18 protein-coding genes are annotated in these 21,448 nt (G+C 70.8%); 12 read left to right on the forward strand and 6 right to left on the reverse strand.

The genetic code is table 11. The annotated features are described in order from the left end of the window. Positions 1-229: 229 nt before the first annotated feature. The gene (locus IE206_RS11190; protein ID WP_189961954.1) at positions 230-625 is read right to left on the reverse strand and encodes a hypothetical protein; all 396 of its coding nucleotides are present in this window, start codon (positions 623-625) and stop codon (positions 230-232) included. A 127-nt stretch (positions 626-752) separates the two neighbouring features. Continuing rightward, positions 753-1,526, reverse strand: a complete 774-nt coding sequence (locus tag IE206_RS11195; RefSeq protein WP_189961955.1) for a DUF8842 C-terminal domain-containing protein — start codon at positions 1,524-1,526, stop codon at positions 753-755. 505 nt (positions 1,527-2,031) lie between these two features. Here IE206_RS11195 and IE206_RS11200 point away from each other — a divergent pair. The 3 genes from IE206_RS11200 to IE206_RS11210 all read left to right on the forward strand — a co-directional run bounded on the left by IE206_RS11200 (position 2,032) and on the right by IE206_RS11210 (position 5,092). Continuing rightward, complete coding sequence (locus IE206_RS11200; RefSeq protein WP_189961956.1) at positions 2,032-2,742, forward strand: LysM peptidoglycan-binding domain-containing protein; 711 nt, start codon at positions 2,032-2,034, stop codon at positions 2,740-2,742. 245 nt (positions 2,743-2,987) lie between these two features. After that, positions 2,988-4,268 carry a glycosyltransferase family 4 protein gene (locus tag IE206_RS11205; protein ID WP_189961957.1) on the forward strand — a complete coding sequence of 427 codons (1,281 nt, stop codon included), beginning with the start codon at positions 2,988-2,990 and terminating at the stop codon, positions 4,266-4,268. Continuing rightward, positions 4,265-5,092 carry a transferase gene (locus IE206_RS11210; protein WP_189961958.1) on the forward strand — a complete coding sequence of 276 codons (828 nt, stop codon included), beginning with the start codon at positions 4,265-4,267 and terminating at the stop codon, positions 5,090-5,092. The genes IE206_RS11205 and IE206_RS11210 overlap by 4 nt, the downstream gene beginning before the upstream one ends. Here IE206_RS11210 and ctaD read toward each other — a convergent pair. After that, complete coding sequence (ctaD, locus tag IE206_RS11215) at positions 5,089-6,810, reverse strand: aa3-type cytochrome oxidase subunit I (RefSeq protein ID WP_226598755.1); 1,722 nt, start codon at positions 6,808-6,810, stop codon at positions 5,089-5,091. The genes IE206_RS11210 and ctaD overlap by 4 nt on opposite strands. A gap of 459 nt (positions 6,811-7,269) precedes the next feature. Between ctaD and IE206_RS11220 the strand changes: the two genes are divergently transcribed. Further along, positions 7,270-7,485, forward strand: a complete 216-nt coding sequence (locus IE206_RS11220) for an I78 family peptidase inhibitor (RefSeq protein WP_189961959.1) — start codon at positions 7,270-7,272, stop codon at positions 7,483-7,485. Between the two features lie 92 nt (positions 7,486-7,577). Here the strand turns inward: IE206_RS11220 and IE206_RS11225 are convergent, their stop codons facing one another. Further along, positions 7,578-8,576 (reverse strand): phosphatase PAP2 family protein, encoded by a 999-nt coding sequence (locus IE206_RS11225; RefSeq protein ID WP_189961960.1) that lies wholly within the window; start codon positions 8,574-8,576, stop codon positions 7,578-7,580. Positions 8,577-9,077: 501 nt separating this feature from the next. On the opposite strand from IE206_RS11225, the gene IE206_RS11230 reads away from it, so the two are divergent. Together IE206_RS11230 and IE206_RS11235 are read left to right on the forward strand one after the other, a co-directional pair. Further along, complete coding sequence (locus IE206_RS11230) at positions 9,078-10,757, forward strand: MFS transporter (protein WP_189961961.1); 1,680 nt, start codon at positions 9,078-9,080, stop codon at positions 10,755-10,757. Between the two features lie 73 nt (positions 10,758-10,830). After that, positions 10,831-12,024 carry an acyl-CoA dehydrogenase family protein gene (locus tag IE206_RS11235; RefSeq protein ID WP_189961962.1) on the forward strand — a complete coding sequence of 398 codons (1,194 nt, stop codon included), beginning with the start codon at positions 10,831-10,833 and terminating at the stop codon, positions 12,022-12,024. Positions 12,025-12,042: 18 nt separating this feature from the next. Here IE206_RS11235 and IE206_RS11240 read toward each other — a convergent pair whose 3' ends face one another. Continuing rightward, complete coding sequence (locus IE206_RS11240) at positions 12,043-12,480, reverse strand: cell division protein SepF (RefSeq protein ID WP_189961963.1); 438 nt, start codon at positions 12,478-12,480, stop codon at positions 12,043-12,045. 323 nt (positions 12,481-12,803) lie between these two features. Here IE206_RS11240 and IE206_RS11245 point away from each other — a divergent pair, with 323 nt between their 5' ends. Then, positions 12,804-13,976: a DUF5685 family protein gene (locus IE206_RS11245; RefSeq protein ID WP_189961964.1), complete on the forward strand. Its 1,173-nt coding sequence runs from the start codon at positions 12,804-12,806 to the stop codon at positions 13,974-13,976. Between the two features lie 18 nt (positions 13,977-13,994). Here the strand turns inward: IE206_RS11245 and IE206_RS11250 are convergent, their stop codons facing one another. Continuing rightward, complete coding sequence (locus IE206_RS11250) at positions 13,995-14,942, reverse strand: ABC transporter substrate-binding protein (protein ID WP_189962314.1); 948 nt, start codon at positions 14,940-14,942, stop codon at positions 13,995-13,997. Positions 14,943-15,400: 458 nt separating this feature from the next. Between IE206_RS11250 and IE206_RS11255 the strand changes: the two genes are divergently transcribed. From IE206_RS11255 to IE206_RS11275, 5 genes are all read left to right on the forward strand, one after another. Beyond that, positions 15,401-16,255: an amino acid ABC transporter permease gene (locus tag IE206_RS11255; RefSeq protein ID WP_189961965.1), complete on the forward strand. Its 855-nt coding sequence runs from the start codon at positions 15,401-15,403 to the stop codon at positions 16,253-16,255. Continuing rightward, positions 16,252-18,045: an FAD/NAD(P)-binding protein gene (locus IE206_RS11260; RefSeq protein WP_189961966.1), complete on the forward strand. Its 1,794-nt coding sequence runs from the start codon at positions 16,252-16,254 to the stop codon at positions 18,043-18,045. Before IE206_RS11255 ends, IE206_RS11260 begins: the two co-directional genes overlap by 4 nt. Continuing rightward, a complete protein-coding gene (locus IE206_RS11265) occupies positions 18,042-18,884 on the forward strand; it encodes an amino acid ABC transporter ATP-binding protein (RefSeq protein WP_308433923.1) in 843 nt (280 codons plus the stop codon). The genes IE206_RS11260 and IE206_RS11265 overlap by 4 nt, the downstream gene beginning before the upstream one ends. Before the next feature lie 233 nt (positions 18,885-19,117). After that, the gene (locus IE206_RS11270; RefSeq protein ID WP_189961967.1) at positions 19,118-20,140 is read left to right on the forward strand and encodes an LLM class flavin-dependent oxidoreductase; all 1,023 of its coding nucleotides are present in this window, start codon (positions 19,118-19,120) and stop codon (positions 20,138-20,140) included. Further along, positions 20,127-21,446 carry an NtaA/DmoA family FMN-dependent monooxygenase gene (locus IE206_RS11275; RefSeq protein WP_189961968.1) on the forward strand — a complete coding sequence of 440 codons (1,320 nt, stop codon included), beginning with the start codon at positions 20,127-20,129 and terminating at the stop codon, positions 21,444-21,446. The genes IE206_RS11270 and IE206_RS11275 overlap by 14 nt, the downstream gene beginning before the upstream one ends. The last annotated feature ends 2 nt before the right edge of the window (positions 21,447-21,448 follow it).

Genomic DNA, 21,448 nt, shown 5'->3' on the forward strand with positions numbered 1-21,448 from the left:
CGCGGTGCGGCTCAGCTCTTCAGTGCTGGTGAGCGGGGGCCTGGTGCGTCCAGCTGCAAGGCGGAGGATTGAGGCGACGCGGTGGGGGTTCCCCCTGTCCGAGCCAAGTCGAGGACTTGGGGGAGTCGGTGATTGACGACAACGCGGTGGGGGTCCCCCCTGGCCCATTAGGCCCTGGGGGAGGGCGCACCAGGGTCGCGCGTCCCAGACAAGATCCGCCGGACAGGCCCTAGAGGCCCCTGCGGGGGCCGGGCGGCAGTGCTGCCGGGACCTGGTGCCCGGTGTACTGCCGCCCGTGTGCGTTCATGGCGGGGTGCAGATGCCAGTTCCCGGCGTACGTGACGGGGAAGTGCTGGGTCTGGTGGCCGGTCTGCTGGCCGGCGCGGTTGCCGCCGTGCACCGTGGTGAACCCGCCGCCGAGCGCTCCGAACGCGGTGAACCCGAGATCCTCCTCGCCCGACCGGTCACCGGGGAGGGTGCGGAAGGACCTGAGGTACTCCGAGTACAGCGCGTCGTAGATCGGCGTGGGGGACGTGGGGGAGTGGGCTCCCGACGCGTCGCCCGAGGGGCGCATCGCAGGGATCTGGGCCTGGTACGGCTGGCGGGGCGGGTCATATGTGTGCACGTATGTGCCAACGACCCCGTACGGCCGGGGATGCGGGGTGTTTCGGCTTATCGGTAGCGCGGGTCCGGATGGCCCACGCCCCTTCCGCGCCCACCCCGTACCGGCCGGGGCGGGCGCGCGGGACGGCTCAGGTGCCGGCGAGCGGCATCGCGGCGGCCACCAGGCGGCCGTCGGCGGCGGCCTTTTCCAGGGCGTCCCTGAGCAGGTCCTCGCGCGGCTGCTGGCCGATCATGCCGACCGGGGCCGCGAAGACCAGGACGCGCTGCGACTTGTTGGCCGCGGCCCGCCAGCCGTCCGTCACCTGGAGCGGCTGGTGCGCCTGCCACCAGGAGACCGAGCTGCTGCCGCCGCCGGTGCCGGGCTGCAGGACCGCGTGCAGCTGGCCCATCGCGAGCAGCACGGACCACCCCGGAAGCACCGAGGGCAGCCGCCCCATGTCCGTCACCGGCACGAAGCCCTGCTCGATGAGGAGCGGGAGGAATTCGTCGGTGCTGCCGCCGGAGCCCGGCCGGGAGATCGGACCCGTCGGCTCGACGACGAGCGCGGGGTGCAGATCCCCCTCGATCAGCACCAGACCGCTGGTGATGCCGAGGACCGCCTGCTCGGGCGCCCCGCCGGCCGGCTCCGCGCCCGTGATGGAGCGCACGGCGCCCTGGAGCTGCTCCTCGGCGACCTGGACGACCTGGGAGGGGATGCAGCTGGCGTGGGCGAACGCGAGGACGGCGGTCTCCTCGCCGACGAACAGGACGGTGCTGGTGCGCTCCTGCTCGGAGTCGCCCGGCGTGCGGCAGGAGGTGCAGTCGTAGCTGCCCGGGGCGTTCTCGCCGGCGAGCAGCCGCTCGGCTTCTTCGTCGCCGATCTCGGCGCGGACGTCCTCACTGACGTCGAGCATGCGCGGCACGGGTGGCTCCTAGGAACTGAGTGGATGCGCCGGGCGGTTCCCGGCTTCTCTCGTACAAACGACAACGGGCGATCTGTGGCCGGGGTCACGCGCGAAGGCGAACGGAATCGAACCGTCCCCAGCGGAGGGTGAATTCACCCGCGGAACCCTTCACTCCCTGTCAACACCTGTGGGCGCCATGGAAGTTGACCCGGTGAGCTGAGTCACAGATCACTTCAATGACAGGTCGACAAATGGCGATATCCGCGCATCAAGTGGGTGTCCGGAAATCGCTGATACTCCCGGTAACGGGCAACTGGCCTCGAATGACGGGGCATTGGTTGATGCCGGAGCGTGCGGGTCCCTAGATTCCACCGCCGTGTGCATCGAGCACCGCCCGGGAACGCCCGCCGGCCGCACAGCCAGCTATGACCTTCCGGTGGGCGGGGGCGGCACGGAACGAGGCGCCGGACGCGCCGGAGACCGCGCCGCCCAGGGGGACCCCGGGTCCTTCGAGAGGGATTTCATGTCTGTTGGTACCAGTGGTTCCAGCTCCATACGCAGGCGTGGGACGGCAGTGCTGATCGGGGCCGCAGTCGTGGCACCGCTCGCCCTGCTCGGCGTCGCCGGTCCGGCCTCCGCGGCGGACAGCGGTGTGTGGGACCGCATCGCCCAGTGCGAAAGCGGTGGAAACTGGCACATCAACACCGGAAACGGCTACTACGGCGGGCTCCAGTTCGCCGCCGGGACCTGGCGGGCGCACGGCGGCGGGGCGTACGCCTCCACCGCCGACAGGGCCAGCAGGGCCCAGCAGATCGCCATCGCCACCAAGGTCCAGCGCTCGCAGGGCTGGGGTGCCTGGCCGGTCTGCTCGCGCCAGGCGGGGGCGTACGGCAGCGCCCCGGCGGCGGGCGAGCCCGCACAGAAGCCCGCCCGGAAGCCCGTACAGAAGCCCGCACAGAAGCCCGCACAGAAAAAAAAGGCCGAGAGCAGCCCGCAGCAGGCCGCTCCGAAGCCGCACAAGGCGCCCGCGCCCCAGCCGCGCACCGCCCCGCTCCGCGCCGAGAGCGCGCCCGTCGCCCCGGCCAGCGGCTCCTACACGGTCAGGAGCGGCGACACCCTGTCCGCCATCGCGGCGGCGCACGGCACCGGGTGGGAGGCGCTGTACGCGGCCAACAGGGCCGTCGTCGGGGGTGACCCGGATCTCATCGTCCCGGGGCAGCAGCTGAAGATCTGAGGCCCAGAGCCCCGTCCGGCCGTCCGGACGGGGCTCGCCGCTGTCCGGAAAGCGCCCCCACCGCCGCCGCCCTCCGCCCGTCACCGGGTGGACCTGTGGTGATCAACCCTTGGAGTACAGGTGACGGTCAACCCAAGTACAGTCCGTTCGTGACCGCAGGGTTTCGGTCCCGACCGGCCCGACCGGTCGAATGATCAAGAGCATGATCGATCGATCGATCGAACGACCAAGGGGACGCGTAGCGCATGCACATCTCATTCCTGCTGCACAACGCGTACAGCCTGGGCGGCACCATTCGGTCGACCTTCAACCTCGCCGGTGAGCTCGCCCGGCGGCACGACGTCGAGATCGTCTCCGTCTTCCGCCACCACGACGAGCCCACCCTCCCCGCGCCCGAAGGCGTGCGCCTGCGGCACCTCGTCGATCTGCGCAAGAGCAGTCCCGGATACGAGGGCGACCACCCCCAGCACCACCGGCCGGCCAAGGTCTTCCCGCGCGGCGACGGCCGCCACAGCCAGTACAGCCGGCTCACCGACGCCCGGATCGGCGACCACCTGCGGACGGTCGAGGCCGACGTCGTCGTCGGCACCCGGCCGGGCCTCAACGTGCACATCGCCCGCGAGACCCGGCCCGGCGTGGTCCGCGTCGGCCAGGAACACCTGACGCTCCCCGGACACAGCTACCGCCTGCGCAGCGAGATCGCCCACTCCTATCCGCTGCTCGACGCGATCACCACGGTCACCCGGGCCGACGCGGCGGCCTACCGGGAGCTGCGGCTGGCGGACGTGCGCATCGACGCGGTGCCCAACGGCGTGCCCTCGCCCCGTGTCGAGCCCGCCTCCGGCGACGGCAAGCTGGTCGTGGCGGCGGGGCGGCTCACCCCGGTCAAGCGGTACGACCTGCTCGTGAAGGCGTTCGCGCAGGTCGTCGCCGTACGGCCGGACTGGAAGCTGCGGATCTACGGCTCCGGCGACGCCTTCGGCAACGAACGCGAAACCCTGCGGAACCTCATCGACGATCTTGGCCTCTACAACCATGTGTTCCTCATGGGCCTGGCCGGCGATCTCGACAGCGAGTGGGTCAAGGGTTCCCTCGCGGCCGTCACCTCGAGCCACGAGTCCTTCGGCATGACCATCGTCGAGGCGATGCGCTGCGGACTCCCCGTCGTCTCCACGGACTGTCCACAGGGGCCACGCGAAATCATCGACGACGGGGTGGACGGCCGGCTCGTGGAGACCGGCAACGCCGACGCGGTGGCCGCGGCCCTGCTCGAACTGATCCAGGACGACGGACTGCGCCACCGCATGGCCAAGGCGGCCCTGGAGAGCTCCGAGCGCTTCGACCCGGCCAGGATCGCCGAACGCCACGAGGCGATCTTCGACGAACTGCACGCCCAGGGCGGCGGCAGCCGCTCCGCCGGGGCGCTGCGCGGCTCGCTGCACCGGGCCCGCAGCACCGCCCTCGACGGGGCCTACGCCCTGCGTCACAAGGCCGCCTCCGTGCTCCGGAAAGGGCAGACCGCATGACCACCACCGCCGAGTCCCCGGACACGGGCAGCGCCTCCGCGGCCCCGCGCGCCGACTGCATCGCCGACTCCGCGGGCGGGGTGACCTTCGACATCACGGGCGCCGGAGAGCCTGGTGCCGCGCTCGTCCTGCGCCGCCGCGGCACGAACCCCGGCCCCGATGTGCTGCTGCCGCTCACCCCGGCGGCCGAGGGTCTGCTCCGGGCGGTGCTGCCCAGCACGGTCGACCTCGCCGAGGGCGTGTGGGACGCCCATCTGCGCTTCGGCGAGGGCGCCGAACAGCGCCTGGAGCCGGGCACCCGGGACCTGCGCGCCCTCGTCGACCGAGAGCCGGGCCCGGACGCCGACCGGGTCGCGGTCCGCATCCCCTACCCGGGCCGCTCCGGCGAGCTCGTCGTCCGCAGCTGGCTGCGCAGACCGCACGCCGAGACCGGCCCGATCGGCTTCGGCGCGGGCGGCGTCACCGTGCACGGGCGGCTGTACGGAGTGGAGCTCGGCCCCGGCGCGACCGTCGAGGCGCGGCTGCGGGGCGGGGGCGGTCGCGTCCACCGGGTGCCCGCGACCGCCGACGGCGACGGCTTCGCCTTCACGCTCCCGTACGCCCCGCTCGCGGAGGGCCTTGACGCCAAGGAATGGCTCTGGGACCTGTGGCTGCTCACCGGCAACGGCCGCCCCGCGGTGCGCCTGGCCCGCATCCTGGACGACGTCCCGCTGAAGCAGGCGATCTTCGTATACCCGGGGTCGACGGTCGGCGCCGGAGTGGTCCGCCCCTACTACACGGGCGCGAACGACCTGAGCGTCCGCGTCGACGCGATACGGGGCTAAGGGGTGTCCCCCCAGGCCTCGGGCTCCCTCGTGGACGGCACCGCCACCGGCTCCTCCCCGGGCGGCAGGTCGTCGCGGAACGGGGCGAACTCCGGGTGGTGCAGATCGAAGGCCGGGGACTCGGTACGGATGCGCGGGATGGTCACGAAGTTGTGGCGCGGCGGCGGGCAGGACGTGGCCCACTCCAGCGAGCGGCCGAACCCCCACGGGTCGTCGACCTCCACCTTCTTGCCGTACCGCGCGGTCTTCCAGACGTTGTAGAAGAAGGGCAGCGTGGACATGCCGAGCAGGAACGCGCCGATCGACGAGATCATGTTGAGCGCCGTGAAGCCGTCCGCCGCCAGGTAGTCCGCGTACCGCCGGGGCATGCCTTCGGCGCCCAGCCAGTGCTGGACCAGGAACGTGACGTGGAAGCCGATGAACAGCGTCCAGAAGTGGATCTTGCCGAGCCGCTCGTCGAGCATCTTGCCGGTCAGTTTCGGCCACCAGAAGTAGAAGCCGCCGAACGTCGCGAAGACCACCGTGCCGAACACCACGTAGTGGAAGTGCGCCACCACGAAGTACGAGTCGGTGACGTGGAAGTCCAGCGGGGGCGAGGCCAGGATGACGCCCGTCAGGCCGCCGAACAGGAAGCTCACCAGGAAGCCGACCGCCCACAGCATGGGTGTCTCGAAGCTCAGTGAGCCCTTCAGCATGGTGCCGGTCCAGTTGAAGAACTTCACTCCGGTGGGCACCGCGATCAGGAAGGACATGAACGAGAAGAACGGCAGCAACACCGCTCCGGTCGCGAACATGTGGTGGGCCCACACCACGATGGACAGGCCGGTGATGGCCGCCGTCGCCCCGACCAGGGTCATGTAGCCGAAGATCGGCTTGCGGGAGAAGACCGGGATGATCTCCGTGATGATGCCGAAGAACGGCAGCGCGATGATGTAGACCTCGGGATGGCCGAAGAACCAGAAGAGGTGCTGCCACAGCAGCGCCCCTCCGTTCTGCGCCTCGAAGACCACCGAGCCGAACCTGCGGTCCGCCTCCAGGACGAGCAGCGCAGCAGCCAGCACCGGGAACGCGATGAGCACCAGGATCGAGGTGAACAGGACGTTCCAGGTGAAGACCGGCATCCGGAACATCGTCATGCCGGGGGCGCGCATCCCGATGATGGTGGTCACGAAGTTGACCGAGCCCAGGATGGTGCCGAAGCCGGAGAGCGCGAGCCCCATGATCCAGAGGTCGGCGCCCGCGCCGGGGGAGCGGGTCAGCGAGTTGAGCGGGGCGTAGGCGAACCACCCGAAGCTCGCGGGCCCGGTCGGCAGCAGCACCGAGCCGAGCACGATCAGGCCGCCGAAGAGGAACAGCCAGTACGCGAGCATGTTCAGGCGCGGGAAGGCCACATCGGGGGAGCCGATCTGCAACGGCATGATCGCGTTGGCGAACCCGGCGAAGGTCGGCGTCGCGAAGAGCAGCAGCATGATCGTGCCGTGCATGGTGAAGAGCTGGTTGTACTCCTCGTTCGTCATGATCTGCAGCCCCGGGCGGGCCAGTTCCGCCCGCATCAGGAGGGCCATCACACCCGCGACGAGGAAGAAGACGAACGACGTGATCAGGTAGAGGTGCCCGATCTTCTTGTGGTCGGTGGTGGTCAGCCAGTCCACGATCACCGCGCCCGGCCGGGCCGCCCTCGCGGGCTTTGCCGCCGGGGTCACCGTCTCCGTACCCATTGCACCCCCAGAGGTGTCTGGCGTCAGGCCAGGGGCCATGATGCTCGCGGTCGGGCCCGCCGCAACAGGGGGCGTACGCCATCCGGCCGAGCTTCGAGGGGCCCCGGTCACGGGGTTGCGGGTAGGGATTGTGTAAGGGTGCGGTGAATTACCCATGCGCCGTCAATTCCCGTCCATTGGACTGCCGGGCGGGAATTCCCCCGGCGTCCGGCGTAAGAATTCTGTCAATTCCAGTAATGCGTTCGACCGGCTGGAAGTGCGGCGTGCGATAACCGGGCAAGGGGTCAGGAACTGCCCGTACGAGTGACAGAGTTCGAAGCGCACCCGAGCCCGGATCCTGTGACAGAAGTGTGACTGGTGGGGTACCGGGGGCGGACAACCGGCAGGTTCCCACCCGGCCCACCGGCCCCGGCGGCCCCCCGCTTCCGTCGTCGGGGCGGCACGCCTACGGTGGGTGGCATGGCACCGATACCGTCCCACCCCGCACATCCCGACGACGCCCCCGAGTCCTACGTCGGCCTCGACGCCGAGGGCGCCGAGCGGCTCGCCAGGTCGCGCGGCTGGTCCACCGTCAGGGCGCTTCCGCCGGGCTCGATCATCACCATGGAGTATCTGGCGGGGCGGCTGAACTTCGAGGTCGAGGACGGCACCGTGACCCGCTGCTGGCACGGCTGAGACCGCTCCCGCGAGCGGATACGAGGAAGGCCCCCGGTGTTCACCGGGGGCCTTCGTGCCGTGTGCGTACCGTGCGGGTCGTCCGCGGGGCGTCAGCCGCCCAGGGGGCGGGCCGGGGCGGTGCGCGGCGTCCGCTCGGTGTGCGGGGGGCGCCGGGTGCCTGCCGGGACGACCGGGGGCCGCTCCGAACGGGCCGGCTGGTAGGGCCTGGCCGGGAGCGGCCGGCCGGGACCGCGCCCGCTCGCGACGCCGACCGGCTCGCGCACGGGGGCGTCGTCCTCCTCGTGCCCGCGCTGGGGCGGCATGGCCGGCACCGCGGGGACCGGAACCGGGGCCGAGGCGCTCGCGCGGGGCCGCCTGCGCTCGCGCACCTTCTCGCGCACGGCGAAGACGAAGGCCTCCGCGCGGGCGATCAGCGGCTCGAACCAGGGCAGGGCGAGCAGGATCAGCAGCCCGGCCGCCCAGCCGAGGAGCACGTCGCTCACCCAGTGCGTGCCGAGGTAGACCGTGGTCGCGCCGACGCCCAGGGCCACCATGGCCGAAATGACCGAGAGCCAGCGCCGGGCGCGCGGCGTGGTGGCGAGGTAGGCCAGGATGCCCCAGGTCACGACCGCGTTGGCGGTGTGCCCCGAGGGAAATATGTCGCCGCCGGCGAACAGCTCGGCGGACCCGATCTGTGTCGCGTAGTGCGGGCCGAGCCGGCCGAGGCCGAGCTTGACCGAACCGACCGTCATGTTGAGCAGCAGAAGGGCCGCCCCGAGGGTCAGGAGCGGCCGGAGTGTGTGCTGGCGCCAGGAGCGCCAGCCGAGCCAGGCCATCACCATCACCGCGGTGGGTCCGCGCTGGCCGAGGACCACGAAGTAGTCCAGGAAGGCGTGCAGCTGCGGCCACTGCTCGTACGGCCGGTACAGCATGACCTTCCAGTCCAGCTCGACGAGCCAGGACGAGCCCAGCACAGCGACGACGATGGCGAGGTAGAACGCCATCGTCGCGCCGAAGAGGACCACGCGGTGACGGCTCATCCGCGGGATCTCTATCTTCGGTGGCTCGGGCTCCCGGTCCAGGCGGGCGAAGATTCGGTCAGTACGCACTCAATCGACGTTACAGCGAGTGAGTGAGCGCCCAGGCCGATCCGGGGCCTTTGTGATGACGATGTGATGTGGAGTATGTCTCACGCCCACCTTTATTCCCGGACGCCGTGGAATACCCCGGGGCCTTGTCCTCTATTCATTCGACTCGGCGCAGGAAGGCTTGTTTGTATCCGTCGGAATTCCGTTTGCCGGGCGGGGGAGCGGAATTCATGCTTCGGTCACCGGTCGGGTACGGAGCGTAAAGATCACCCCATGGGTGGAACCTGCGTGGCGCACACCACACCTCGGCGGGGTTCGCCGTGAGAGGTGGACCACGCGCCACTCGGGGGAACTCGCGTAGTCTGACGAATCACTCGCCCGTCGATGCCGGGCCTCGGGGATCCCGATCAGGGCTGGTCACTGGTCCTCCGGGCCCACCGACCGCGAGAGTGGTGACGGCACGGTCCGTTGCGACCGCACCGTCCCGGACCCGGAGGGTCCGCAGTACTGGGAGGTACGTACATGACAGGGACGACCATGACCGGTGCGCGACCCGGTGTGCGCGCCGGCGGCGCCAACCGCTGGGTCATCCTCGTCGTCCTCTGTGTGAGCCTGCTGTTCGTGGCGCTCGACGCCACCGTCCTGCATGTCGCGATTCCTTCGGTCACCGAGGACCTGCGGCCCGGCTCCGTGGAACTCCTCTGGATCGTCGACGCCTACCCGCTGGTCTGCGCCGCCCTCCTCATCCTCTTCGGCACCCTGGGCGACCGGGTCGGCCGGCGCCGGGTGCTGCTGCTCGGCTATGCGATCTTCGGCGCCGCCTCCGCGGTCGCGGCGCTCGCCGAATCGGCGCCCGTGCTGATCGCGGCCCGCGCGCTGCTCGGCATCGGCGGCGCGATGATCATGCCCGCCACGCTCTCGATCCTGCGCGTCGTCTTCCCCGACCGCCGCGAGCGAGCCACCGCCATCGGCATCTGGACGGCGGTCGCCGCGATCGGTGCCGCCGTCGGACCGGTCCTCGGCGGCTTCCTCGTCCAGCACTTCTGGTGGGGTTCGGTCTTCCTGATCAACATCCCGCTGATGGCGCTGATCCTGCCGATCGGGCGCTGGATCGTGCCCGAGTCCAGGGGCAGCTCCGACGGGCCCTGGGACGTGCTCGGCGCGCTGATGGCGGCCGGCGGCATACTCGCCGTGGTGTTCGGCGTGAAGCGGCTCGGCGCCGGGCACGGCATAGCCGACGGCCGCACCCTGGCCGCCCTCTGCCTCGGCACCGCCCTGCTCATCGTCTTCGTCCGCAGGCAGCGCCGCCGCGCGCACCCGCTCATCGACATCCGGCTGTTCTCCCGGCCCGCCTTCGCCACCTCGGTCGGCTGCATCATCGTCGCCATGCTGGCCCTGGTCGGCCTGGAGCTCATAGCCGTCCAGTACCTCCAGCTGGTACTCGGCCTCTCTCCGCTCGAAACCGGTATGCGCATGCTGCCGCTCACCTTCGCCGCGATGGCGGCGGGCGCGACCGGCTCGTACACCCTGCGCGGGCTCGGCCCGCGCCGGATGGTCTGTACGGGCTTCGTTCTGACCGCGGGCGCCGTGCTGTTGCTCGTCCTCATGGGGCAGACCGACTGGCCGTCGCTGATGTTCGTCTCGTTCGTCATGCTCGGCTTCGGGCTCCAGACCACGCTCTTCGCGGCGTACGAATCGATGCTCAGCGAGGCCCCGCCCGAGCGGGCCGGTGGCGCCGCCGCCATCGGCGAGACCTCCTACCAGCTCGGCGCCGGCATGGGCATCGCGCTGCTCGGCAGTGTCATGAACGCCGCCTACGCACCGGGCCTCACGTCCGTCGGCGGGGTTCCCGCCAAGGCGTCGGCCGCCGCCTCCAACTCGCTCGGCGAGGCCTACGACGTCGCCGGCCGCCTCGGCGGCCCGGCCGGCGAGGCGCTGCGCACCGCGGCCCGGAACTCCTTCGTGCACGGCCTGCACGTCACGCTGTTCGTCAGCGCCGCCCTGCTGCTCCTCGGCGCGGTGGCCGGTCTGCGGCTGCCGCGGATCATGGACTGCTCGGTGGCCGGGCAGGAGCGGGAGCCCGAGCCGGAGGCCGCGTGCGAGCCCGAGCCGCGCAAGGCGCAGCAGCTGAGCGTGAAGCTGCCGTCCCCGGCGCGGCCCGGGGATGTGGCGACCGTGGAGTCTGGACGCACGGGACACTGACCCGTAACGTCAGCGCTCAGGTAATAACTAACACCGCTAGTTTTAGTTGAGCGAGAGCCGCGGAGGCGCCCTCATGTCCGCTCCTTCCTCCAAGCTGCCCCCCTTCGACCCGGCCGACCCGCTCGGCATCGACGACCTGCTGAGCCCCGAGGACCTCGCGATCCGCGACACCGTCCGCTCCTGGGCCGCCGACCGGGTCCTGCCGCACATCGCCGAGTGGTACGAGAACGGCGAGCTGCCCGGCATCCGTGAACTGGCCCGCGAACTCGGCTCGATCGGCGCCCTCGGCATGTCCCTGACCGGCTACGGCTGCGCGGGCGCCACCGCGGTCCAGTACGGGCTCGCCTGTCTGGAGCTGGAGGCCGCCGACTCCGGCATCCGCTCCCTCGTCTCCGTGCAGGGCTCGCTCGCCATGTACGCGATCTGGCGGTTCGGCTCCGAGGAGCAGAAGCGGCGATGGCTGCCCGGGATGGCCGCGGGCGAGATCATCGGCTGCTTCGGTCTCACCGAGCCCGACCACGGCTCCGACCCGGCCGGCATGCGCACGTACGCCAAGAAGGACGGCACCGACTGGGTGCTGAACGGCCGCAAGATGTGGATCACCAACGGTTCGGTGGCCGGCGTCGCGGTGGTCTGGGCCCAGACCGACGACGGCATCCGCGGCTTCGCCGTGCCGACCGACACCCCCGGCTTCTCCGCCCCCGAGATCAAGCACAAGTGGTCGCTGCGGGCCAGCGTCACCAGCGAGCTGGTCATGGACGAGGTGCGGCTCCCCGCCGACGCCGTACTCCCCGAAGTCACCGGACTCAAGGGCCCGCTCAGCTGCCTCTCGCACGCGCGGTACGGAATCGTGTGGGGCGCGATGGGTGCGGCCCGCGCCTCCTTCGAAGCGGCGGTCGACTACGCCAAGACCCGCGAACAGTTCGGAAAGCCCATCGGTGGCTTCCAGTTGACCCAGGCAAAGCTCGCCGACATGGCGCTCGAACTGCACAAGGGGATCCTGCTCGCCCACCATCTCGGCCGCCGCATGGACGCGGGGCGGCTCCGCCCTGAACAGGTCAGCTTCGGCAAGCTCAACAACGTACGGGAGGCGATCGAGATCTGCCGCACCTCGCGCACGGTCCTCGGCGCCAACGGGATCTCCCTCGAGTACCCCGTGATGCGGCACGCCACCAACCTGGAATCGGTGCTGACCTACGAGGGCACCGTCGAAATGCACCAGCTGGTGCTGGGCAAGGCGCTCACCGGACTTGATGCCTTCAGGTGATCCGGCGAGCGCCTCGCCCTAGCTCTGGTTGAAAAAGCCACCGGTCCGGCGGCCCGCGGGCTCGCCGTTGACGATCTGGGTGTCGACGGGGGTCAGCAGGAAGACCCTCGTCGCCACGCGCTCGATGGAGCCGCGCAGACCGAAGGTGAGTCCGGCCGCGAAGTCGACGACGCGCTTGGCGTCACCGGCGTCCATGGACGTCAGGTTCACGATGACCGGCACGCCCTCGCGGAACAGTTCCCCGATGCCCCGCGCGTCCCCGAAGCCGTCCGGCGTGACGGTGGCGATGCGGCGGTCCTGCTGCTCGGCCGCCTCGGAGGCCACCCGCACGCGCGGGTCGGTCACCCAGGCCTCGCCGGACTCGGCGGCACCTTCGGTGTACTCGTCGTCGTAGTAGCGGTCGTCGTTGTCCTCGACAAGTCCCAGCCAGGCACTGGCCTTGCGCACCGATCCCATGGACGCCTCCTCTCACAGCGGTCTTCTTCTTGCCACGTCTTCAGTTCCGCATCCCTATGGTCGTCCATGATGCGGATACCGCGCCAAGTGGATAGTCGCCGCGCAGGTGATTCGTGACGGTACTGGCACAGATCATGTGGCGATTCGTCAGGAATCCTCCGGGATAGGTACGGTACGCGAAACCGGGCGTAACAAAATTATGTATGTCCCTCCACACGAGTGACACAGGGCTCGTACGGGTGAACGGATCACTCGATACGATGCCTGCCGCACTGAAGAACGATGCGTTGGGCGGGGTGCTCAACGTCACTCGGGGGAGAGCTGTGTTCGGAATCGTCAGGCCTTGTTCGCACCGGCTCACCGAGGGCCTGAAGACGGAGTGGATGGCTCATCTCTGCGGGCTCTGCCTGGCACTTCGCTCCGACCACGGGCAGCTCGCCCGGGTCGTGACCAACTACGACGGCCTGATCGTCTCGGTTCTGACGGAGGCTCAGGCCGAGAGGAGCACCGGCTGGCGGCGCACCGCCGGGCCCTGCCCGCTGCGCGCGATGCGGACCGCGCCCGTCGCCCAGGGCGAGGGGGCCCGGCTCGCCGCGGCCGTCTCCCTTGTCCTCGCCTCGGCGAAGGTCCGCGACCACGTGGCCGACAGGGACGGCCTGTTGGGGCGCAAGCCGGTCGCGGTGGCGGCCCGCCGCATAGCCAGGAGCTGGGACCGGGCGGGCGCGCGCACCGGTGCCGAGCTCGGCTTCGACACGGCCGTGCTTGTGGACGCCGTCGACCGGCAGGGCGGCATCGAGGCGCTCGCCGGGCCAGGCACCTCGCTCCTCACCGTCACCGAGCCCACCGAGACGGCCACCGCGGCCGCCTTCGCGCACACCGCCGTACTCGCCGGAAAGCCGCACAACATGGCGCCGCTCGCCGAGGCCGGCCGGCTCTTCGGCCGGCTCGCGCATCTCCTGGACGCCGTGGAGGACCGGGAAACCGACGCCGCGTCAGGTGCCTGGAACCCGCTCGCCGCGACCGGTACGGATCTCGTCGAGGCGCGCAGGCTCGCCGACGACGCGGTGCACGGCATCCGGCTCGCCCTGCGCGACGTCGACTTCGTCGACAGCAAACTCGCCCACGTCCTGCTCGCCCACGAGCTGACCCAGTCCGTGAACCGCTCGTTCCGCACGACGGAGTGCGGGCACGCCCATGACGCGGCCGAGCCGCAGGCCTCGTACGGCCCCTACGGGCAGCCGCCCCAGCACGGCGGCAACCCGTACGGCTTCCCGCCGGAGCCCCCGCGTCCCCAGCCGCGCGGCTTCTTCGCGGGCTGCGCCGCGTTCCTCGGACTCTGCTGCACCTGCAAGATGTGCTGCGCGGACGAGTACGAGGGGCCCTGGTCGCGCAAGAAGCGCGAAGGGTGCTGCAGCGACTGCGACTGCGACTGCAGCTGCTGCGAGGTGTGTCAGTGTTGTGAATGCTGCGAGTGCCTCAGCTGCGCCAGCTGTTGAACCCGCCTGCTCGGCACGCTACTTGTGTTCCGGTGGTGAGATCTCCGACCGCTCTGTGCCCGACTCCGTCGTGCCCCACTTCGCCAGGATTCTGTCGTACGTCCCGTCCTTCTTCAGCTTGTTCACCGCGGCCTGGAAGGCGGGGGCCAAGGGGGTGCCCTTCTTGAAGGCGAAGCCCACGTCCAGGCGGTGGAACTCGTTGAGGAACTTCAGCCCCTCCTGGCGGCCCACCGCATACCGCAGGCCGTTGATCGTCGACATGACGACATCACTGCGGCCCTGCTGGAGCGAGATCCACAACGCCCCCTGGTCGCTGTAGGTCTGCACCGCGTACGGCTTCTTGCCGGCGGCCCCGCACTTGGGCTTGTTCTTCTCCAGGGTGGCCTCGAACGTGGTGCCCGCGCCGGTCGCCACGTTCAGCCCGCAGAGCTGGGCGAGGTCGGTGACGTTTGCGAGCTTGCTGTCCTTGCGGACGGCGAAACCCTGGCCGTCGTTGATGTAGGTGACGAAGTCGATCGTCCGGCGGCGCTCGTCGGTGACGCCGAAGTTGCCGGTGCCCAGGTCGTACTTGCCGCTGTCGAGCGCGGGCAGGATCACCTCGAAGGAGGCCACCTCGCGCTTCAGCTTCAGGCCGAGCACCTTGGCGGCGGCGTCCGCGAAGTCGACGTCCTGCCCGACCACCGTCTTCCCGTCCTCCAGGTAGGTGGCCCCCGGCGGGGTCCCGACGCTGGTGGCGACGGTGAGGGTGCCCGCCTTGCGGACGCGTTCGGGCAGCAGCGCCGCCGCGGCCTCGTCCTTCTGGACGGCCGACACCACATCGGCGGTGGGGATCTTTCCCTTCTGGCCGGCGGGCGCGGCGTTGCCGGCCGCCCCCACGTCCGCCGGGTCCCCGGACCCGCATGCCGTGAGGCCGAGTGCCGCGGCGGTGATCAGGGCGAACGCGGCGTAGTTGCGCGATCTGCTCAGGCTTCGGGACCTGCTCATGACGGGGTGCGCTCCAGAGATTTCGGGCAGGCGGAAGTGCCAGGAGTGATACGAGGCATGACGAGGGGAGGGGTGCGCGAGTGATCAGTGATGTGAAGGCGCGAGGAAGCGGCGCGAAGGCGCACGCAGGACGCGGAAGAAGCAGCCGTGCGAGGGGTCAGCTCAACAGGAGGAGGACCACACTCGACCGAAGTCGATGTGGGAGCGCGTGACCAGCCACTGCTGCGGATGCATGGCCCAAGTGGAACAGGCATCCGTTTCCGCGTCAACTGCGCTGAGACGCAACGCCCACAGTGCGGACAAGCTTGACAACCTCCAGCATGCAGCGCATAGCCTCGGGAACGGAAACCGTGCTGAGGGGCTCGGTTCCGCACCGCAGCGCGCCATGTGTTCGTGAAGGCCATTCCCGTGTTCGATCTCTGCATCCACGGAGCCTTCGCATGTCCCTCGCCCTGTCCGAAAGCCCGTCCGTAGCCCCTGAGGACGGCACCCCCGAATCCTTGCGCATCGTCCCCCTGCGCCGAACCGGCCAGCGGGCAGCGGCAGTTGTCGTGCTCGTGCTGCTCGGCCTCGTGCTCACCTCGGTCGTGCGCAACGAGGCCTTCCAGTGGGGCGTGGTCGCCGACTACTTCGCCACCACGGCCGTACTGCGCGGACTCTGGCTCACCCTGTGGCTCACCGCCGTCGTCATGGCGCTCGGGTTCGCGCTCGGCACGCTGCTCGCCGTCATGCGGTTGTCCGCCAACCCCGTTCTGAGGGCGGTGAGCTGGGGCTATGTCTGGCTGTTCCGGTCGACGCCGATCCTGGTGCAGCTGCTCTTCTGGTTCAACATCGGGGCGCTGTACCCGCAGATCCTCGGCGTCCGCACGGTCGATCTGATGGGTCCGGCCACCGTCGCCGTCGTCGGGCTCACCCTGCACGAGGCCGCGTACGCCGCCGAAGTGGTGCGCGGCGGCATCCTCTCCGTCGAGCGCGGCCAGATCGAGGCCGCCCAGTCGCTCGGCCTCGGACCCTGGCGCCGGCTGCGCCGCATCGTCCTGCCGCAGGCCATGCGCTCCATCGTGCCGCCCGCCGGGAACATGCTGATCGGCACCCTCAAGGGCACCTCGATCGTCTCCATCATCGCCGTCAACGACCTGCTGTACTCCGTGCAGTTGGTCTACCACCGCACCTACCAGGTGGTCCCGCTGCTCCTCGTCGCCACCCTCTGGTACGTCGTGGTGACCTCACTCCTGTCCATCGGCCAGTACTACGTCGAGCGGTACTACGCACGCGGCCAGGCGGATGCCCGGTGAGCGCGTCCATCGTGGTGGTGGGAGCCGGTCCGCGGGGGACCGGTTTCCTGGAGCGGCTCGCCGCCAACGTCCCTTCCCTGTACGGGGACCGGACCCTGGACGTCCATCTGGTGGACCCGCATCCCGCGGGTGGCGGACGGATCTGGCGGGCCGACCAGTCGCCGCTGCTGTGGATGAACTCCATGGCCGAGGACGTCACCATGTTCACCGACGACACCGTCCAGCAGGACGGCCCGGTGCGGCCGGGGCCCACCCTCGCCGAATGGTCCGGCCTGGACGCCCGCACCTTCCCCAGCCGACGGGCGCAGGGCGAGTATCTGCGCTGGGTGTACGAGGACGCCGTGGCCGCGCTGCCGCCCACCGTCACCGTGCACGAGCACCGCACCCGGGCCACCCGGGTCGGCGGGCCGCGCGAGGGGCGGCAGCGGGTGTGGCTGGAGGGCCGCACGCAGCCGCTCGTCGCCGACCTGGTGGTGCTCACCCTCGGCCATCTGGACGCCGAACTCGACGAGGAACAGAGGGAGTTGGCCGACTTCGCCGACCGGCACGGCCTGGTGCATCTGCCGCCCGCCTTCACCGCCGACAGCGACCTGTCGGCCCTGCGCGCCGGCGAACCCGTCATCGTCCGCGGCTTCGGACTCGCCTTCGTCGACCTCATGGCCCTGCTCACCGAAGGCCGCGGCGGCCACTACGACGCGGACGGCGCCTACCACCCCTCGGGCCGGGAACCCATCCTGCATGTGGGATCCCGGCGCGGGGTGCCCTATCACTCCAAGATCGGCTACACCTGGACCGGCGAACGCCCGCCGCTGCCCCGCTTCTTCGGGCCCGCCGACGTCGACGCGCTCCTGAGCCGCCCGCACCGGCCCGACTTCCGGCGCGACCTCTGGCCCCTGATCGACAAGGAGCTGGGCTTCGCCCACTACCACCGCCTGTTCACCGCCTACCCCGAGCGCACCGCCGTCGACTGGCCCGACTTCGAGGAGAAGTACGCCGCCGCCGACCCCGGCGGCCCCGCATTACGGGCCCTGATCGCCGCCTCCGTCCCCGACCCCGCCGACCGCCTCGACCTCGAAGCCCTGGACCACCCGCTCGACGGGCTCCGCTTCACCTCGTACGAGAGCCTCCAGGACGGCCTTCGCTCATACATACGGGCAGATCTGACGAGACGTCATGACGTGAAGCACAGCGAGGACTTCGGGGTGTTTCTCGGGCTGCTCTCGGTCTACGGGCAGCTGCTGCGCGTCGGGGACGTGGGCGGCTGGTGGCACGGGTTCTTCAGCTTCCTCGCCTCCGGGCCGCCCGGGCCCCGGCTGCGCCAGCTGCTCGCGCTGTCCGACGCGGGCGTCGTGCGCTTCCTCGGGGCGGGCGTCACCGTCGAGGCCGACGAAACCAAGGGCGTCTTCCGGGCCGGCAGCGCCAGCGTGCCCGGGCAGTGGATCGAGGCGGCGGCGCTCGTCGAGGCCCGGCTGCCCGAACCCAGCGCGGACCGGCCCGGCAGCCCGCTGCTGCGCGCGCTGTACGAGGAAGGGGCGGGCGCGGCCGACACCGGGCTGCTCCAGGTGGACCCCGCCGACGGCCGCATCACCGGACGCGACGGCCGGACCCACCCGCGCCGGTTCGCGCTCGGGCCCTTCACCGTGGCCCGCGCGTCGGGGGCGTTCACCAGACCCCGTACCGGAGGCGCCGCCTTCCGGCAGAACGACGCCACGGCCCGCGCCGCGCTGACCTTCCTGCGCGACCTCGCGCCCGCCGGCGAACGCCACTATGTGAAGGGAGGCGTGCGATGAGCACCCCCATGGTCGAAGTCCGCTCCGTGCACAAGAGCTTCGGCTCCCTCGACGTCCTGCGGGGCATCGACCTGGACGTCCGGGCCGGCGAGGTCACCGTCGTGCTCGGGCCGTCCGGCTCCGGGAAGTCGACGCTGCTGCGCACCATCAACCACCTGGAGAAGGTGGACAGCGGATCGATCACCGTCGACGGCACGCTCATCGGCTACCGGCGCGAGAGCAAGGCTTCGGCCCGAAGGGCCTCCGGCAAGGGTGGTGGTCGACGGCCGGGCAGGCTGTACGAGTTGCGGGAACGCGAGGTCCTCAGGCAGCGCACCAGGATCGGCTTCGTCTTCCAGAACTTCAACCTCTTCCCGCACCTCACCGTCCTCGACAACGTCGTCGAGGCGCCGGTCGCCGCACTGAAGCGACCGCGGAAGGACGCGGTGGCCGCGGCGCGGAAGCTGCTCGCCCGGGTCGGTCTGGCCGACAAGGCGGACGCGTACCCCAGGCAGCTCTCCGGCGGACAGCAGCAGCGCGTCGCCATCGCCCGTGCGCTCGCCCTCGAACCCAAGCTGCTGCTCTTCGACGAACCGACGTCCGCGCTCGACCCCGAGCTGGTGGGCGAAGTCCTGGATGTCATCAAGGACTTGGCGGCCTCGGGCACCACCATGATCGTCGTCACGCACGAGATCGGATTCGCGCGCGAGGTCGCGGACGCGGTGGTGTTCATGGACGGCGGGGTGATCGTCGAGCAGGGCCCGCCCGCCGAGGTGCTGGACGCGCCGCGGCACGAGCGGACGCGGGCGTTTCTCTCCAGGGGGGTCGGCTCTCCGAGGCTGCCCGGGCCCGAGAAGTGACCTGGGGCCCCCGGGGCCCTGCCCCCAGACCCCCGCTCACTCAATCTCCCCCGAGGCCTCAAGGGCCAGGGGGACCCCCAAGGCTGGATTTTCGCTGATCAGAACGCCGAGGGGCCGGATTTCCCGCCCGCGTCCGGAGTCTGCCGCCCGGCGCCCGACGTGCCCCCAGGGCCGGCCATTTGCCGCTCGCAGCGGTGGATGGAGTCGGCACCCACTCCACGAAAGGTCCAACCATGTCCGCACCCCTGGTCCGCAGTCCCGTGCACCTCGCTGTCTCTCTCGACGGGGCCGGGCGCTACGACCCCGGGTATTTCGTTGAGCTCGCGCGGCTCGCCGAGCAGGGGACGCTCGACTTCGTCACGCTCGGGGACTCCTTCGCGAAGCCGGGGCTCGACGCGCTCGCCGTGCTGTCCCGGGTCGCGCCCGCCACCGGGCGGATCGGGCTCGTGCCGGTGGTGAACACCACGCACACCGAGCCGTTCCACGTGTCCTCGGCCGTGGCCACCCTCGACTGGGTGAGCCGCGGCCGGGCCGGGTGGAGTCCCGAGGTGTCCACCTCCGAGGCCGAGGCGCGGCTCTTCGGGCGCCGGCCGGCCGCCCGCGCCGCCGAGCTGTGGCACGAGGCACGCGAAGTCGCCGACGTCGCGGCCAAGTTGTGGGACTCCTGGGAGGACGACGCGGAGATACGCGACGCGCCGACCGGGCGGTTCATCGACCGCGACAAGCTGCACTACGTCGATTTCGAGGGGCGCACCTTCTCGGTGCGCGGGCCGGCCATCGTGCCCCGGCCGCCCCAGGGGCACCCCGTCACCGTGGTCGACGCGACCGCCGCCGAGCCGAGGGCCGCCGCCGTACGGCACGCCGACGTCGCGCTCGTCCGCACCCAGGATCCGCTCGCCGCCCGCACCGCCCGCGGGGAGCTGCGCGACCGGACCCGCGCGCACGGCAGGGACCCCGAGCGGCTGCGGGTGCTCGGCTCCCTCCCGGTGGCGCTGAGCACCACCGCCGACGCCGTGGAGCTGGCCGGTCTCATCGGCGACTGGCACGAGGAGGGCGCCGTCGACGGCTTCCACCTGCGCCTCGCCGACCCCGAGCGCGATCTGGCGCTCCTCGTGAAGGCCACCGTCCCGGTCCTCCAGCACCGCTGTCTGCTGCGGCGCTTCTATCCCGGCGCCACCCTTCGCGAACACCTGGGCCTGGCACGGCCCGTCAACCAGTACGCCACCGCAGGGGGAGGCCGCCATGAGCGCGACTGAGAACACGAGCGCGACCAAGAAGCAGATCCACCTCGCCGCCCATTTCCCCGGCGTCAACAACACCACCGTCTGGGCCGACCCGCGCTCCAGGTCGCAGATCGACTTCTCCTCCTTCGAGCACCTCGCCCGGACCGCCGAACGCGGCAAGTTCGACTTCTTCTTCCTGGCCGAAGGGCTCCGGCTGCGCGAGCACAAGGGCCGTATCCACGACCTCGATGTTGTCGGGCGGCCCGAGTCGATCACCTTGCTGAGCGCGCTCGCCGCGGTCACCGACTGGCTCGGGCTCGCCGCCACCGTGAACGCGACCTTCAACGAGCCGTACGAGACCGCCCGCCGATTCGCCTCGCTCGACCATCTGAGCGGCGGCCGGGCCGCCTGGAACGTGGTCACCTCGCCCGATGCCTTCACCGGTGAGAACTTCCGCCGCGGCGGTTTCCTCGACCGAGGTGACCGGTACACCCGCGCCGCCGAATTCGTCGCCACAGCAAGGGAGTTGTGGGATTCCTGGGGGCCGGACGGGGTGCCGCGGCCGTTCGCGCACCACGGGCAGCACTTCTCCATCGAGGGGAAGTTCGGGGTGCCGCCCTCCCCGCAGGGACACCCGGTCGTCATCCAGGCCGGCGACTCCGGCGAGGGGCGCGAGTTCGCGGCCGCGGCCGCCGACGTCATCTTCACCCGGCACGGCACCCTGGAGGCAGGCCGCGCCTTCTACGCCGATGTGAAGGGGCGGCTGGCCCAGTACGGCAGGGAGCCCGACGATCTCAAGATCATGCCTGGGGTCACCTTCGTGCTCGGGGACACCGCGGCCGAGGCTCAGGAGAAGGCCGCAGAGATCCGCCACCAGCAGGTCTCGCCGCAGAACGCGATCCTCGCCCTCGAACAGATCTGGGGCCGCGACCTGTCCGCCTACGACCCCGACGGCCCGCTGCCCGCCGTGGATCCCGATCCGGACTCCGCGCTCGTCCAGGGCCGGGTGAAGATCACCAACGCGCTGGAGATCGCCGCCAAGTGGCGTGCCCTGTCCGAGGCCAAGGGGCTCTCCATCCGCCAGACCGTCATCGAGACCACCGGCCGCCAGTCCTTCATCGGCACCCCGGAGACGGTCGCCGCCGAGCTCGACGCGTTCGTGCAGGGCGGCGCCGCCGACGGCTTCATCCTCGTACCCCATCTCACCCCCGGCGGCCTGGACGACTTCGTCGACCAGGTGGTGCCACGGCTCCAGGAACGCGGCGCGTTCCGCACGGAATACTCCGGGTCCACGCTGCGCTCGCACCTCGGACTGCGTACCCCGGTATGGAAAGGTTGATC

Source organism: Streptomyces violascens (genome assembly GCF_014649955.1).
In the GTDB taxonomy this organism is placed as follows: domain Bacteria; phylum Actinomycetota; class Actinomycetes; order Streptomycetales; family Streptomycetaceae; genus Streptomyces; species Streptomyces violascens.